16 protein-coding genes and 1 tRNA gene are annotated in these 13,584 nt (G+C 68.0%); 9 read left to right on the forward strand and 8 right to left on the reverse strand.

All coding sequences use genetic code 11. The features are described 5' to 3' along the window. The 4 genes from EX88_RS0103975 to EX88_RS0103990 are packed head-to-tail and all read right to left on the reverse strand — an operon-like array spanning window position 1 to window position 4,239. The gene (locus tag EX88_RS0103975) at window positions 1-1,374 is read right to left on the reverse strand and encodes an STM4012 family radical SAM protein (protein ID WP_031370709.1); all 1,374 of its coding nucleotides are present in this window, start codon (window positions 1,372-1,374) and stop codon (window positions 1-3) included. Next, entirely contained in the window at window positions 1,371-2,189 is an 819-nt protein-coding gene (locus EX88_RS0103980) for an STM4013/SEN3800 family hydrolase (protein WP_031370710.1), read from the reverse strand. Before EX88_RS0103980 ends, EX88_RS0103975 begins: the two co-directional genes overlap by 4 nt. After that, window positions 2,182-3,303, reverse strand: coding sequence for an STM4014 family protein (locus tag EX88_RS0103985; RefSeq protein WP_031370711.1), 1,122 nt, complete (start codon window positions 3,301-3,303; stop codon window positions 2,182-2,184). Before EX88_RS0103985 ends, EX88_RS0103980 begins: the two co-directional genes overlap by 8 nt. 24 nt (window positions 3,304-3,327) lie before the next feature. Then, window positions 3,328-4,239, reverse strand: coding sequence for an STM4015 family protein (locus EX88_RS0103990; RefSeq protein WP_031370712.1), 912 nt, complete (start codon window positions 4,237-4,239; stop codon window positions 3,328-3,330). A 193-nt stretch (window positions 4,240-4,432) separates the two neighbouring features. On the opposite strand from EX88_RS0103990, the gene phaE reads away from it, so the two are divergent. The 6 genes from phaE to EX88_RS0104020 all read left to right on the forward strand — a co-directional run bounded on the left by phaE (window position 4,433) and on the right by EX88_RS0104020 (window position 8,776). Next, window positions 4,433-5,647 carry a class III poly(R)-hydroxyalkanoic acid synthase subunit PhaE gene (gene phaE, locus EX88_RS0103995; RefSeq protein ID WP_031370713.1) on the forward strand — a complete coding sequence of 405 codons (1,215 nt, stop codon included), beginning with the start codon at window positions 4,433-4,435 and terminating at the stop codon, window positions 5,645-5,647. A gap of 1 nt (window position 5,648) precedes the next feature. Then, entirely contained in the window at window positions 5,649-6,719 is a 1,071-nt protein-coding gene (locus EX88_RS0104000; protein ID WP_031370714.1) for a class III poly(R)-hydroxyalkanoic acid synthase subunit PhaC, read from the forward strand. A 224-nt stretch (window positions 6,720-6,943) separates the two neighbouring features. After that, window positions 6,944-7,660 (forward strand): SGNH/GDSL hydrolase family protein, encoded by a 717-nt coding sequence (locus EX88_RS0104005; protein ID WP_031370715.1) that lies wholly within the window; start codon window positions 6,944-6,946, stop codon window positions 7,658-7,660. A gap of 8 nt (window positions 7,661-7,668) precedes the next feature. Then, on the forward strand, window positions 7,669-8,082 hold the full coding sequence (locus EX88_RS0104010; protein ID WP_051884479.1) for a DUF5329 domain-containing protein: 414 nt from the start codon (window positions 7,669-7,671) through the stop codon (window positions 8,080-8,082). 46 nt (window positions 8,083-8,128) lie between these two features. Continuing rightward, window positions 8,129-8,332 carry a PspC domain-containing protein gene (locus EX88_RS0104015; RefSeq protein WP_031370717.1) on the forward strand — a complete coding sequence of 68 codons (204 nt, stop codon included), beginning with the start codon at window positions 8,129-8,131 and terminating at the stop codon, window positions 8,330-8,332. A gap of 39 nt (window positions 8,333-8,371) precedes the next feature. Then, entirely contained in the window at window positions 8,372-8,776 is a 405-nt protein-coding gene (locus EX88_RS0104020; RefSeq protein WP_031370718.1) for a hypothetical protein, read from the forward strand. Window positions 8,777-9,096: 320 nt separating this feature from the next. On the opposite strand, the gene EX88_RS0104025 is transcribed toward EX88_RS0104020, so the two are convergent. Continuing rightward, window positions 9,097-9,894, reverse strand: coding sequence for an NRDE family protein (locus tag EX88_RS0104025; RefSeq protein WP_031370719.1), 798 nt, complete (start codon window positions 9,892-9,894; stop codon window positions 9,097-9,099). A gap of 192 nt (window positions 9,895-10,086) precedes the next feature. Here EX88_RS0104025 and EX88_RS0104030 point away from each other — a divergent pair, with 192 nt between their 5' ends. The 3 genes from EX88_RS0104030 to EX88_RS0104040 all read left to right on the forward strand — a co-directional run bounded on the left by EX88_RS0104030 (window position 10,087) and on the right by EX88_RS0104040 (window position 10,984). Next, on the forward strand, window positions 10,087-10,413 hold the full coding sequence (locus EX88_RS0104030) for a hypothetical protein (RefSeq protein WP_152566087.1): 327 nt from the start codon (window positions 10,087-10,089) through the stop codon (window positions 10,411-10,413). A 5-nt stretch (window positions 10,414-10,418) separates the two neighbouring features. Next, window positions 10,419-10,595, forward strand: coding sequence for a hypothetical protein (locus EX88_RS26460; protein ID WP_161786076.1), 177 nt, complete (start codon window positions 10,419-10,421; stop codon window positions 10,593-10,595). A gap of 302 nt (window positions 10,596-10,897) precedes the next feature. Next, a tRNA-Leu gene (locus tag EX88_RS0104040) sits at window positions 10,898-10,984 on the forward strand. A 168-nt stretch (window positions 10,985-11,152) separates the two neighbouring features. On the opposite strand, the gene EX88_RS0104045 is transcribed toward EX88_RS0104040, so the two are convergent. The 3 genes from EX88_RS0104045 to metX all read right to left on the reverse strand — a co-directional run bounded on the left by EX88_RS0104045 (window position 11,153) and on the right by metX (window position 13,561). Beyond that, window positions 11,153-11,605: a DUF2214 family protein gene (locus EX88_RS0104045; RefSeq protein ID WP_031370721.1), complete on the reverse strand. Its 453-nt coding sequence runs from the start codon at window positions 11,603-11,605 to the stop codon at window positions 11,153-11,155. 195 nt (window positions 11,606-11,800) lie between these two features. Then, a complete protein-coding gene (locus tag EX88_RS0104050; RefSeq protein ID WP_031370722.1) occupies window positions 11,801-12,397 on the reverse strand; it encodes a cysteine dioxygenase family protein in 597 nt (198 codons plus the stop codon). 21 nt (window positions 12,398-12,418) lie between these two features. Beyond that, window positions 12,419-13,561 carry a homoserine O-acetyltransferase MetX gene (gene metX / locus EX88_RS0104055; protein ID WP_031370723.1) on the reverse strand — a complete coding sequence of 381 codons (1,143 nt, stop codon included), beginning with the start codon at window positions 13,559-13,561 and terminating at the stop codon, window positions 12,419-12,421. Window positions 13,562-13,584 lie beyond the last annotated feature (23 nt).

Here is a 13,584-nt window from a genome sequence, read left to right on the forward strand (position 1 = left end):
TCAGCCGAGGCGATAGTCGTGCATGCGCTCGGCGATGCGCGCCGACGTCAGCCAGGGGCCGATGGTGTCGGCGCGGGCGAGGCCGGCGTCGGTCAGGGCAAGCATCGCCCCGTCGCCGTGGGCGAGGTCGAGATCGAGCAGGTCGCGCAGCTGCGGCAGGTCGTCGAGACAATCTGCGCCGAAACGGCGGCGGTAGTCGTCGCGGTCCAGGCCCGGGCGGATCAGCAGGGACTGGATGACGTGGCGGCGCCGGCGTTCGTCCTCGTCGAGCTCGATACCGTAGTCGGCGTAGGCGAACGAGGCCGGGTCGCGGGCCAGGTAGTGGTCGAGGATCTCGGCGACGCTGCGCCGGGCCACGCCATACTCGCTGGAGTAATGCAGGGTGCCGGTGTAGGAGCGCGCACCGCAGCCGACCCCGACCATGCCGTCGCTCTGGCAGCAGTAGACCGGCGCGGCGATGTCGGGCGAATGCGGGGCGCGGAACATGCGCATCGAGACCTGGGTGTAACCGGCCGCGAGCAGATGGTCGCGGCCGGCCTCGTACAGCGCCAGGCGCGTGTCCAGCGGTTCGGGCTGCAGGGCGAATCCGGGCTTGGCGCCGGCCTTGGCCTCGATCCGGCCCAGACCGGTCAGCGGCCGCACGTACAGCGGATACAGATAGATCTCCTCGGGCTGATGCGCCAGGGCACTGTCGATCGAGGCGAGAAAGCTCGTCACCGTCTGCCCGGCGATGCCGTAGATCAGGTCTAGGTTGAGGATCGGGAAGGCCTGCTCGCGGATAGTCGCGATCGCGCGCTCGACCACCTCGCGCTGCTGCGGCCGCACCAGCGAGCGCACCTCGGCGTCGCTGAAGCTCTGGATGCCCATGCTGACCCGGTCGATGCCGGCTTCGCGGCAGACCCGCAGCTTGTCGGCATCGACGGTTTCCGGCGACACCTCAATGCCGGCCGGCGTGGTCTTCAAGTCGATCGAGGCGTGGCGTTCGACCATAGCGAACACTCTGCGCAACTGGTCGACGTCGAGGTAAGTCGGGGTGCCGCCGCCGAGCGCGAAACGCACGAAACGGTGATCGCCGAGCGCCTGCGCGGTGGCCTGCAGCTGCCGCTCCATCTGGTCGAGATAGGCGTCGACCTTGGCCGGTTCCGGCCGCGCCAGCGCGAACAGATTGCAGAAGCCGCAGCGGTAGGAGCAGAACGGGATGTGCAGGTACAGGAACAAGGCATCGCGGCGTTCGCCGGCCCACAACTGCGACAAGGGCTGCGCCGGCTCGATCGGGCGATAGGCGGTCTTGTGCGGGTAGGAATACGAGTACGCCTGGTAGGGCGGCAAGTTGAGCAGGTCGGCGAGGCCGGGCGAAGCAAGGGGAGCGGTCATGGCGTGAGTATGAAATGCGCGTAAGGCACGGTCATCACCACTTCGTGGGCGAGGCGATGGCCGTGGTAGCCGTCCTCGCCGTAGGCGGTGCCGTGGTCGGAGCAGGCGATGACGAAGGCGCGTCCGCGTTCGCGCAAGGCGGCGAACAAGGGCGCGAGCGCGGCGTCGACGTAGCGCAGGGCGGCGCAATGGCTGTCGTAGCCGTCGTGCTCGGCGCCGGCGAGGTAATGGCGATTGGGCTGGTGCAGGGCGGAGACGTTGATGAAGACGAAGCAGCGGGTATCGCGCAGCTCCTCGCTGCGCAGGCGTGCGCAGGCCAGCGCGACCTGGCGCTGGGTGGAGTCCGCCGCGGTGACGCCGAAACCCGGCTCCCAATAGCTCTCGTCGAACAAGCCGGGCAATTGCGAACCGAGCGGGTTGCGCTTGTTGAAGAAGCCGACCCCGCCGACGCAGATCGTGCGATAGCCGGCGTCGTGCAGGCCGGAGACGATGTCGGCGCGGTCGCGGAACACGTAGGTGTGGGCGGCGGTGGTTTCGCTGCCTTCGAAGTCGAGCGCGAACAAGCGCGGATGCGGGCCGGGCGAGGCCGGGGTCGGCAGGAAGCCGGCGAAGAACGCCGCGTGCGCGGCATAGGTGAAGCTGCCCGGCGTGTGCCGGCGCTCCCACCCGCCCGGAGGCAAATGCGGGCCTATCACCGGCAGTTCGCCGCGCTCGAAGCAGGCTTGGGCGGCGTCGTAGCGCAAGGTGTCGAGGGTGATCAGGACCAGGTCGTGATCGCCGACGATGGCGCGCATGTCGGGCAGGGCATCAGGCATGGGCGGGGCTTCGTTGCGGGCCGGTCGTGGTGTGCGGCGAGGGCGTCAGCGCCGCCTGATCGTCGTAGGTGCCGCGGCCCTGCCACAGCAAGTTCGGCAGCAGGTCGCCGAAGGCATTGGCTTCGAGCAGCCAACTGCGGCGGCCGCGCAGGATCAGGTCGAAGCCGATCATGCGGCTGCGCGGGAATACCTGGGCGGCGTGTTCGCTCGCGGTTTCCAGCGCCTGCATCGAACCCGCATCGAGCCAGGCCTCCAGCGCGCCGCGGCGGTTGCCCAAGTGCAGATTGGTTAACGGCCTTCGGCTGACCCGGGCGACGCGTTGCCGCGCCTGGCCGTCGAGGGCGACTACGCGCAGGTCGTAGTGTCCGCCGAGGGCATCGGGCGCGCGCGGCTTCGGTATCCAGCGCTCGGCGTATGCGCCTTGTGCGGCGAGGAGGTCGACAAGGCGGGCGATGTCGCGGGCGGCGGTGTAGCGGCGCGGGCGCAGCGAATTGAACACGCGGACTTGCCCGCCGCTTTCGACCAGTTCGGCCGAGCCGTAGGCGATCTCGCGGCCGGCGCGGTTGCGCCGATACGCCAACACGCCGGCGCCCGAGGATCCGTAGCGCGCCTTGACGAAGGCCTGGTCGCAGCCGGTATCGCGCAAACGTTCGCGCAGGTCTTCGTAGCCGTCGATCGGGCCGAGCAGCGGCGGCACCTCGATCCCGGCCGCGATCAAGCGCTGCTGGCAGGCCAGCTTGTCGCTCATGCAGGCGATGTCGTCGGGTGGGTTGAGGTAGGCGGCCTCGGCCGGCAGCGAGCGCAGCAGATCGGCGAAGCCGGCGTACCAGTGGTGCTGGTAGGCGAGTTCGCCATGTTCGAGCGGCTGCGGTACCGGGCCCGGCGCGCCGAGCCGATGCCAGCCGCGTTCGATCAGGGCGGCGTGCAGGGCCGGCGCTTCGCCGGGCGATTCCAGCTTGACCATCGCGCCGCGATGGCCGCCGATCGCCTCGGCGGCGCGTTCCGGCGCGCTCAGCAGGGTCTGGTAGTCGACGACTTCGGCCGCAGGCAGGCCGCGCTCGCGCAAGGCCTGCTGCAATCCCTGGACCCGGCGGCTGGCGCGCGGGCCGAACAGCAGCCAGGGGGGGGCGGCCACGTCTTACTCGGCGACTGCGACGTAGCGCTCGCCGTCGTCCTCGTCTTCATGCTCGTCGAGCAGCACTTCGCAGGGCAGGCTGGCGAGTTTCTGCTGCCATTCCGGCGAGATGTAGTGGTGGCTCAGGTTGATGCGTTCGATGCCGCCGAGGTTCGGGCTTTCGAACAGGGCCTGCGCACCGACGTCGCCGATGGTGCCCAGCGACAGGTCGAGGGTCTGCAAGCCGCCCAGCCAGGGCTGCGCGGCCAGCCATACGGCGAGTTCGTCGCTGATGCTGGCGTTGCGCAAGCCCAGGTAACGCAGGCGCTCGGGCTGGATCGCGGTGAACAGGCGCTGATAGGTCGTCAGGTCGCCGTCGTAGCCGTAGTTGTCGTCGCCGAGCCACAGTTCGAGGTGGTGCAGTGCGGGCAGCTTGGAGCCGGCGAGGGCGTCGACGATCTTCGACGGCAGGCCGCCGCATTCGATCGCCAGTTCCTGCAGGTGCTCATGCTCGAAGGCCTGCAGTTCCAGACCGCTGGAGCCTCGGATGCGCAGGGATTCCAGCGCCGGATAGGCGGCGAGCAGGGCGTTGTACGAGGTCTGGATGATCCAGGAGATCTCGCAGTCTTCGTACGTCATGTCGCCGACGAACAGCCCCTTGAGCGCAGGCAGTTCGGCGCGGCGTTCGATCAGCAGGTCGAGATAGCCCGACGGGCTTTCGTCGTGGGCTTCGCTCCAGGGGCCGACGACCAGCGCATCGAGCGTGCCCGGGTCGACCTGCGACAGCAGACTGCCGAGCAGATCGCCTTGGCTTTCGGCGCTGTCGTAGTCCTGATGCAGGCGGTAGACGACGTCGCCGCCGGCGGGCGTCTCGCCCATGCTGAAGTTCACGATGCGCTTGCCGCGGTAGATCTGCGAATACTCGCCAATGGCCACGAGTGGCTCCTTGCCTGAATGTGCCGCAAGCATACCCAAGCCCGGGCCGACCGCGTAGCCGCGCGCAGTTTGCGCATCGCGGCGGTCGGCACAGCATCGGCGCATCGATCGGCCCTCATCGCGCGGCGGTGCTGCCGACACAGCGCGCGGCAACAGGCCGTTGCTATGATCGGATCAAATCATGGAGGCGGCGATGGCGAATTTCGGTTTCGGCTCGACTAATCCCGGCGATTTCGGCGCCGGCCCCGATCTGGATGCATTGGCGCGACAGTACTGGAGCGCATGGGGGCAGATGATGCGCGGTGCCGGCGCGCAGCCCTCGCAGCCGTCGGTTCCGGGTTGGAACGAGGCCGTGAACTGGTGGTCGCAACTGGCCAAGGGCGCGAGCCCGCAAGCCGACGAAACCCTGGACCGCTTCAACAGCCAGGCGCGCGGCTGGTTCGGCGAAATCCAGAAGTTGGCGGCGCAGTTCGCCGGCAGCGACGCCTCGGCCGGCGACATCGCCGGGGCCTGGAAACGCGCGCTCGGCGGCAATGCCGCCAATCCCTTCGCCGACGTGTTCGGGGCGATGCGCGGCCCGGGCCAGCAGGATCTGTCGCGTTGGGTCGAGCAGGTCGCGCCGTTTCTGGAGCGCCTGCAAGGCCAGGGCCCATCGATCCTCGGCCTGCCTGCCTTCGGTTTCGCGCGCGAGCATCAGGAGCGTCTGCAGGCGCTGGCTCAGGCGCATGTCGATTACCAGAAGCAAAGCCAGGCCTACAACGCCTTGATGACCGAAGCCGGCCAGGATGCGTTCTCGCGTTTCGAGGACAAGCTGGCCGAGCGCAGCGAGCCGGGTCGTCAGCTCTCCAGCGCACGCGCGCTGTTCGATCTGTGGATCGATGCGGCCGAGGAAGCCTATGCCCAGATCGCCTTGTCGCCGCGTTTCCGCGACGCGTATGCGGCCCTGGTGAATTCGCAGATGCGCCTGCGCGCCGGCGTGCAGAAGGAAGTCGAACAGGCCAGCGGCGGCTTCGGCATCCCGACCCGCACCGAGATCGACGCTGCGCACCGCAAGATCGCGCAACTCGAACGCGAACTGCGGCGCCTGCGCGATGAAGTGCAGCAGGCGCGGTCCGCCAGCGCGAACGAGGCGCCGCGCCGGGCCGCGGAAGCGCCGCCCGCGCCGGCCCAGCCGGCTGCGAAGGCCGCGGCAAAATCAGCGGCAAAGTCGGCCAAGCCGGGGGCGAAGAAAACCGTCAAGCCGCGCCCGGCCCAGGCCACGGCGGCCGCCGCCAGCAAGTCGGGCGATGTGTCGCCGGGCAAGCCCAAGCCGGCGAAGAAGACCGCGATCGCCCGTCCGCAACCGCCGACCCGGCCCAGCGCCGCCGCCGCGGTGAAGCCGGCCAAGACCACGAAGAAGGCGCGCTGACATGACCTCACCGATCAATTTCAGCGCCGAATCCCTGGCCCAGGAAGCGATGCAGGCGCAGAACAAATTGCGCGCCGGCCTGGACTCGCTGCACCAGGTCGGCAACATCGACTACGGCGCGACCGAGCGCGAGGAAGTCTGGCGCGACGGCAAGGTCGTGTTGTATCGCTTCCGCGGCGACAAGGCGCCGACTGCGAAAGTACCGCTGCTGATCGCCTACGCCCTGGTCAATCGCCCCTACATGGTCGATCTGCAGGCCGACAAGTCGATCGTGCGCGGTCTGCTCGAACGCGGCGAAGACGTCTACATCCTCGACTGGGGTTATCCGGACCGCTCCGACCGCTATCTCGAACTCGAGGACTACATCCAGCGTTTCCTCGGCGGCGCGGTCGACCACCTGCGCCGCGAGTACCGCATGGACGCGATCAACCTGCTCGGCATCTGCCAGGGCGGCGCGTTCTCGCTGTGCTATTCGGCCTTGAACCCGGGCAAGGTGCGCAACCTGATCACCATGGTCACGCCGGTGGATTTCCATACCGACGACAACATGCTGTCGAACTGGACCCGCGGCCTGGACATCGACCAGTTCGTCGACACGCTGGGCAACGTCCCGGCCGACGTCATGAACTGGTGCTACCTCACCTTGAAGCCGTGGCGTTTGTTCGTGCAGAAGTACGTCGGCCTGATCGACATCCTCGACGACAAGCGCGCGCTCGAGGACTTCCTGCGCATGGAGAAGTGGATCTTCGACTCGCCCGACCAGGCCGGCGAAGCCTTCCGTCAATTCATCAAGCAGTTCTACCAGGGCAACGGCTTCGTCAACGGCGGCATCGACATCGGCGGCCGTGCGGTCGACCTGGCCTACATCGGCATGCCGGTGCTGAACATCTTCGCCGAGCAGGATCACCTGGTGCCGCCGGCCGCGTCGCGGGCGCTGGCCAAGTTGGTCGGTACCGAGGACTACTCGGAACTGTCGTTCCGCGGCGGCCACATCGGCATCTACGTGTCCGGCCGCGCCCAGCGCGAAGTGCCCCAGGCGATCCACGACTGGCTGGCGCAGCGCTCGCGCTGAATACGCTGCGCCCGGCGTCCTCGCTGCACACGATGTAGCCTGCCAACTGTTTTCTCTGGCGTATCCGATTCTTCTCGCATATCCGAAGCAGGCCCCGAACCGCTCCCTCTCCCGCTGGCGGGAGAGGGCCGGGGTGAGGGCCAGCGAGGCCTGCGCATAGCCCCCAGGATGCATTGCCCCGCTGGGACGTTTAGTCTCGGCAACTTGTCAGTCAGAGAACGCTCATGAGCCGCATCCTGCTTCCCTTGCTGCTGGCCCTGCTTTGCGCCTGCGCCAGCACCGCGCCGACACCCCAGGCTGCAACGACGGCCGCAGCGGCCCCGGCTGCCGCTGCAGCCGCCACCGATTCCAGCCGCTGGGAAATCAACATCCAGGCCTTCGAGCGCGAGGACGCGGTGGTCCGCCGCCGACCCGGCAGCATCGTCTTCGTCGGCAGTTCGTCGATCCGTTACTGGCAAAGCCTGGATACGGATTTCCCCGGCGTGGCCATCATCAACCGCGGCTTCGGCGGTTCGCGCGTCTACGATTCGCTCTACTACGCCGACCGCATCGTCACCCCGTATCAGCCGCGCGCGGTCGTGTTCTATGCCGGCGACAACGACTTGTCGGAAGGCCGCACGCCGACGCAGGTGCGCGACGACTTCGCCGCTTTCGTCGAGCGCGTGCGTGCCGCCGCGCCGCAGGCGCGGTTCGGTTTCATCTCGATCAAGCCCAGCCCCTCGCGCGCGGCCTTGCTGCCGCAGGTGCGCGAAGCGAACGCCCTGGTCCGCGCTTATGCGCAACAAGCCAAGGGCGTGGATTATCTGGACGTCTATACGCCGATGATGCAGGCCTCCGGTGCGCCGCGTCCCGAGCTGTTCCTCGAGGACGCCCTGCACATGAACCGCGGCGGCTACGAAATCTGGACCGAGGTGGTCGGCGCCTGGTTGCGTACGATCTAATGCGCCGCATGGACATCGCCCGCACCCGCTTCCGCATTCCCTTGATCCGCGCCCTGGCCACGGTCGCCTTGCTTGCCGGCCTGGGCGCCGCCCAGGCCGCGCCATCGGCCCAGGCCGAGCGCGAGATCGAGCAGCTGATCCAGGCGCTCGGCAGCTCCGCCTGCCAGTTCGAACGCAACGGCAGCTGGCACGACGCCAAGGCGGCGCAGGCGCATCTGCGCAAGAAGCTGGCCTACCTGCGCAAGCGCGACCTGGCCGATACCGCCGAGCAGTTCATCGAGCGCGCGGCCAGCGAAAGCAGCCTCAGCGGCCAGGCCTACCGGGTCCGCTGCGGCGGCGCGCCGCCGGTCGCCTCGGCCGCCTGGCTCAAGGCTCGCCTCGTTCAGCTGCGCGCCAAGCCGGCGACGACGCCATCACCCTGACGCGCTAGACTGATTCCGGGCCCGCAGGAACCCGGAGCACGCCCGGATGAGCAGTACCACGCGAACGTTCTGCCGCTCGCGCCACGATCGCATGATCGCAGGCGTCTGCGGTGGCATCGCCTTGCGGATGCATTGGAATCCGGTGCTGGTGCGCGGCGCTTTCGTCGTCCTGGCCCTGGCCACCTTCCTGCTGCCGGTCGCGTTGGTGTACCTGATCCTTTGGCTGTTGATGTCGGAAGAGGGCTGCTGACTGGCTGGCCTGTTGCGAATCGCCGGCAGGACGCTCGGCATGCTCTGGACCTCGCCGATCACGGCGCTGGGTCTGCTCGCCGGCGTCGTCGGCATGCCGTTCGGCGCGCGCCTGCGTTTGCGCCGCAGCGATCTGGCCCTGGTGTTCCAGCATTGGCCGTGGGGGCCGGGCGGGGCGATCACCCTGGGCAACGTCATCCTGCACACCGGCGACAGCCTGGATTCGCCGTGCTTCACCTATGCCCACGACGCCGGCCATGGCGACGAGCCGCCGATCCTGCTCGCCGATCACGAGCGTGCCCATGTCTATCAATACATGGTGCTGGGGTTGTTGTTCGTGCCGCTGTATCTGCTGTGCGGCGGCGTCAGCGTGCGCAATCCGTTCGAGCGCGCCGCCGATCGCTACGCCCAGACCGGCCGCGGTTGGTGGCCGTGGTCGAAGTGAGTCAGGCGAGGAGCGAGTGGTCAGGAGCGAGGAATGAGTAGGTGCCCAGGCTGCGGGCGATCTCTCTCACTCCTGGTTCCTAGCTATTCGTCCCGACTGCTGAACGCGCCGCCGAGCGTCCTGAACAGGTGCGCGTCAGATTTCGCTTACGAAAATTTGATCGGCAGGTAACGCCGGCGGCAGTACCTTACGCCTATCGGAGAACAACCAACGGACGAAAGTCCGATGCAATCGCTCCGATACGGAAGGCCCGGACACCCGAGGAAATCTCGAAGGCCCGGGTCTTCTCATTGCGCGTTTGGTCAGTGCGCGCGAGCAACTCAGCTGCGCGGCGACAAGGGCAGCAGCGTCGCCGATTCGCCGCCGGCCGCGCCGTTCGGGCCGAAGCGACGCTCGACGAAGGCGATCGAATCGGCATCGATCAACACCACCGTGCTGCAACGCGTGCCGTAGCGCTCGCCGAGCACGAACGGCGGCGACAGCATGCGTTCGAGTTCTAGCCCCACGCCGGTATCGGGCAGGGCCTCGTCGGGCGCGGGCGTGGAGTCGGCGAGCGCCGACAACAGCATTTCCAATTGGTCGGTGCCCGATTGCGGCACGGTCGATGCCGACGAGTCCAGCCACGACGACAAGGCGCGCGTGGCGTGAGTGCTCTTCGGCCACGGCGCGTCGAAGGCGCCGTTCGACATCGCATGCACGCCGGGCGCGACCGGCCCGGCGACGAAATGCGGATGATTGCTGGCGAACATCAAGGCCTCGCCGTCCCATAGCAGCAGATTGAAACGGCCGAACTCGGCCGCGTCGGGACGCAATGCTTCGAGATAATCGGCGGCGCCGATGCGGTCGCGCACGAACTCGCGCACCAGTCCGCCGCGCGATCGCGGTGCGGCCTCGGGATTGAGCCCGGCGCGCACGTTGGTGACCGCAGCGAAGCGGCCCGCGCTCGACGCCATCAGCCAACTGCCGCCCTGGAGCAGGTCGCGGCCGCCGTAGACCTCGGGACTGTCGGGGTCGGGCCCCGCGGCCGCGGTCGGGCGTTGATGGGCCTCGTCGCGATTGGCGATCAAGGCCAGGCGATAGCGGGGATGGTGTTGCCAGGCGAGGGCGATCAGACACATCGCGCCATTCTAGCCGTGCCCGCGCCGCCGCATTGCTCACGGTCGGCCTCGACGCGCAAGCGGCAAGCGTCGCAGCGCCGCCACGACGAATGGCAGGGGCGTCGGGGCGGGCCTGGCCATATTCTGGCCATCGTCTCATCGACTGAGACCGCTCCACGTTCTGCTAGCTGGCGCAGAAGGGGAGACGTGTCGATGAATCGTGGTGCCAGGATGTTGCTGCAGTTGTTCGCGCCGGCCTTGGTGATCGCCGCCGGCGGCATCGCGGCCGGTACGGTACTGCTGGAACTGGGCGATACGCCCGCCGGTGCGGCGTTCGCACCGATCGCACGATCGTTGCAGCTCGGCAGCGTATGCGCCGGCTTCACGATGATGATGTATTCATTCTGGCGTCTGTGGCGCTGGGAACGCGGCTTGGAGCCGCAATGCCCTTGTGGCGGTCTGTTGTCGCGGCCCGCGTCCGGCCGTCGTGGCCACACCCGGCGATGCCTGGGCTGTCGTCGAACTCATTCAGAAAACTGATCCCCATGCTCGCAACCGCCGCCGCCATCCGATGCACCGTGACCGCCTGGCAGGCGGCGGCGCGGATAAGCACGGCGGAACGCGCGGAGTCGGTGGCGGAGCCGCAGGAAACCGGCGATGCCGCGGCCGCTTCGATGACCGCGGCGTTCGGCGCCGAGGACGATGCCGGCGAGCCGAACTGAGTCTCGGTCTGGCGTCGCGATTGGTGAGCAAGGCAAGTTCACCCGCCTTCTTTCAAAGGGGAGGCTTCAGTGGAGGTCGTCGTCGCGAACAGACCTGTGCTGTTCCCCTTGATAAAGGGGGGAGGGGGGCGTTGTCGTTTGACTCACGCGAAAGACGACGGCGAAGCGAAGCCGGTCCCTTGCCACCCGAGCAGCCATCGCGCTCCGCGCCCCTGATCGAACCCGTGTCGGGCTTGGCGGCATCCAACCTCATCAAGACGTGCAGACGCGGAGCGTTTGCCTGGGTATACTGCGCAGCCGCTGCCGGAGTGGCGGAATCGGTAGACGCAGCGGACTCAAAATCCGCCGCCCTTAAAAGCGTGTGGGTTCGAGTCCCACCTCCGGCACCATGAAAAACAAGGGCTTAGCCGCAAGGCTAGGCCCTTTGTTTTTGCCCGCTCGTCGCGCATCGACGGCGATGCCTAGGCCGATACCGATCCGGCTGCAGTGCCGGGCCGACGTGGCCCGCCTGCGAGGTGTATCAGGATCGGCAGGTCGCGGTGCGGCCGTAGCGGTCTTCAGAAGCCGCCGTAGCGCGCCATAGCCGCGGCCAGCACGAAGATCGCCGCGATCAGGACCAATTCGAAGCGCACGATGCCGCGCATCTTCGCCACTTCGCCGGCATCCGGCAGATAGCCTGGGTCGAGCGACCAGGCCTTGCGCCAGCGCAGGAAACGCACGGTCGGCAGGATCGACAGCAGGCCGACCAGGACGTAGGCGCCGAGCTTGGCGTGGAACCAGGGGTTGTGCAGATAGAAATCGTGGCCCTTGACGCCGTACCACACGCGCGCCAGGCCGATCAACAGCAACAGGCCGGCGCAGCCGCCATAGGCGGAGTCGAGACGGGCCAAGCGTTGCAGCACGCCGCCGTCGATGGGGCCGCGCAACAGGATGGATTCGGCGACGAGCATCGACACCAGGGCGAAGATCAGCAGGTGGTGCGAGGCGGCGAGCAACAGGTCGGTCAGCATCGTCTGATCTCCGGGCGGCGGCTGAGAGAGGCAAGAAGCGAACGCGCGAATGCTACCCGGTGCCGGGCGCGCCGGCATGGGCCATCAGCAGGTTGTGTGCGGCGCCACGAGGGGACGATGACGCGTGTGCGCGCCGCTCATCGGGCCTGCCGGCGATGCGGTGGTGCGGCGCCGTGTGGAACGGCGCGCTGCGGATCAGGCCGCTTCGTCGGTTTCCAGCGACTTGTCGACGCGGCGGAACCACTCGCCGTCGCGCGGCACGAACATCGAGCAGGCTTCCATCGGCGCCTTGTAGATGTGCAGGGACACGGCGACCGAGTCGTTACTGGCGTTGCGGATGGTGTGGTACTCGTGCGGCGGGATCAGGCTGCCGGCGCTGCCCGGGCCGGCATGCATGCCGCCGGCGGCGCGGAAACGGAAGTTCTCGCCGTTGCGTTCGAGCAGTTCGAACTGGGTGATTTCGAGCTCGCCGTCCCACACGCCTTCGACGCACCACAGGCCGCTGTGGTCGTGCATCGGCGTGCCCTGGCCTGGGCCCCAGGTCATCGCCACGACGCTGTAACCGAGCTGCGGGCTGCGGTAGATCTCGCGCCGGGCGTAGTGATCGTCGATCGGATCGAACACGCATTCGGGCAGGTGCACGTCGCGGTCGCGGATCATCTTGCACAGGGTGTTGCGCAAGGCGGCGGTGACGGCGTGTTCGTCGCCGGAAGCGACGGCGTCGTCGATGGCAGCGACCAGTTTGTCGTGGCCGGGGAAGTCGAGGTCGGGCAGGGCGTCGGTGGCGTTCATGCGGTCCATTCTACGTCTGTCCTAGCGTCCCCGCAGCTCAGCCAGGAATCCTGCGATGGCCGGCCCAAAACGGCCGATGTCGACCAGGAAGGCGTCGTGCCCCTGCGGCGATTCCAGCGGCAGGAAGCGCGAATCGGCGCCGCCGGCGCGCAGGCCCTCGGCGATTTCCTGCTGTTGCTGCAAGGGGAACAGGATGTCGGTCTGGACGCCGATCGCCAGGGCTTTCTCGACCCGGATCGCGGCCAGGCCGAGCCGCACCTGTTCATCATTGTCGGCGAGGGGCTGGCCGCAGTAGTCGCCCAGGTCGAACCAGTCCATCGAGCGGCTGAGATACAGGTAGCAGTTGGGGTCGAAACGGCGGACGAAGCGGCGGGCGTGGCCTTCGAGGTAGCTTTCGACTTCGAATTCGAGCCCGAACGGTTCGTCGTCGGCGCGGTCCGACTCCAGGCGCACGCGGCCGAAGCGGCCGTCCCATTCCAGCGCCGAGCGATAAGTGATGACGCCGAGCTTGCGCGCCATGCGCATGCCCGACTCCGGGTAATGCTCGTCGTCGTAGCGGCCCTGGTTCCATTGCGGGTCCAGGCGGATCGCCTCGCGCTGCAGCGAGCGGATCGCGATCGAGAACGGCAAGGCGCGGGCGGCGCCGGAGATATTGATGTGGTTGCGCGCCAGGCCCGGGTGACGGATCAGCAGGGCCAGCGCGGTCATGCCGCCCATCGAATTGCCGATCACGCAGGCCAGGTGCTCGATGCCGAGCGCGCGCACGACATGGGCGGCCGCATCGGCGCCGTCTTCGATCGACAGCTCGGGGAATTCGAGGCGGTACAGCTCGCCGGTGACCGGGTCGACCGAAGCCGGGCCGGTCGAGCCCTTGCAACTGCCCAACGAGTTCACGCAGATCACGAACCAGTGGTCGCTGTCGATTGGCTTGCCCGGGCCGAGCATGGCTTCCCACCAGCCCGGTTCCGGATTGCCGGCATTGGCCGCCGCGTGCGCGTCGGGCGACAGGCCGGTGACGATCAGGATGGCGTTGTCGCCGGCGGCGTTGAGCTCGCCCCAGGTTTCGTAGGCGATGCGGGCGCCCTGCAGCGCGCCGCCGCGCTTCATCGGGAACGGCGACGGCAGGTCGATGTGGCGGGTGCCGGGCGGTATGAATTCGGTCATGCCTTGCGCTCGTCTGGCCGGCC

Source organism: Lysobacter antibioticus, from assembly GCF_000731095.1.
Taxonomy (GTDB): Bacteria; Pseudomonadota; Gammaproteobacteria; order Xanthomonadales; family Xanthomonadaceae; genus Lysobacter; species Lysobacter antibioticus_B.

What these genes read in the sequence shown, in the direction of transcription:
- EX88_RS0103975 (WP_031370709.1), bottom strand. Translation starts at nt 1,374, where the DNA reads ATGACCGCTCCCCTTGCTTCGCCCGGCCTCGCCGACCTGCTCAACTTG.
- EX88_RS0103980 (WP_031370710.1), bottom strand. Translation starts at nt 2,189, where the DNA reads ATGCCTGATGCCCTGCCCGACATGCGCGCCATCGTCGGCGATCACGAC.
- phaE (WP_031370713.1), top strand. Translation starts at nt 4,433, where the DNA reads ATGGCGAATTTCGGTTTCGGCTCGACTAATCCCGGCGATTTCGGCGCC.
- EX88_RS0104000 (WP_031370714.1), top strand. Translation starts at nt 5,649, where the DNA reads ATGACCTCACCGATCAATTTCAGCGCCGAATCCCTGGCCCAGGAAGCG.
- EX88_RS0104005 (WP_031370715.1), top strand. Translation starts at nt 6,944, where the DNA reads ATGAGCCGCATCCTGCTTCCCTTGCTGCTGGCCCTGCTTTGCGCCTGC.
- EX88_RS0104010 (WP_051884479.1), top strand. Translation starts at nt 7,669, where the DNA reads ATGGACATCGCCCGCACCCGCTTCCGCATTCCCTTGATCCGCGCCCTG.
- EX88_RS0104015 (WP_031370717.1), top strand. Translation starts at nt 8,129, where the DNA reads ATGAGCAGTACCACGCGAACGTTCTGCCGCTCGCGCCACGATCGCATG.
- EX88_RS0104020 (WP_031370718.1), top strand. Translation starts at nt 8,372, where the DNA reads ATGCTCTGGACCTCGCCGATCACGGCGCTGGGTCTGCTCGCCGGCGTC.
- EX88_RS0104025 (WP_031370719.1), bottom strand. Translation starts at nt 9,894, where the DNA reads ATGTGTCTGATCGCCCTCGCCTGGCAACACCATCCCCGCTATCGCCTG.
- EX88_RS0104030 (WP_152566087.1), top strand. Translation starts at nt 10,087, where the DNA reads ATGAATCGTGGTGCCAGGATGTTGCTGCAGTTGTTCGCGCCGGCCTTG.
- EX88_RS26460 (WP_161786076.1), top strand. Translation starts at nt 10,419, where the DNA reads ATGCTCGCAACCGCCGCCGCCATCCGATGCACCGTGACCGCCTGGCAG.
- EX88_RS0104045 (WP_031370721.1), bottom strand. Translation starts at nt 11,605, where the DNA reads ATGCTGACCGACCTGTTGCTCGCCGCCTCGCACCACCTGCTGATCTTC.
- EX88_RS0104050 (WP_031370722.1), bottom strand. Translation starts at nt 12,397, where the DNA reads ATGAACGCCACCGACGCCCTGCCCGACCTCGACTTCCCCGGCCACGAC.
- metX (WP_031370723.1), bottom strand. Translation starts at nt 13,561, where the DNA reads ATGACCGAATTCATACCGCCCGGCACCCGCCACATCGACCTGCCGTCG.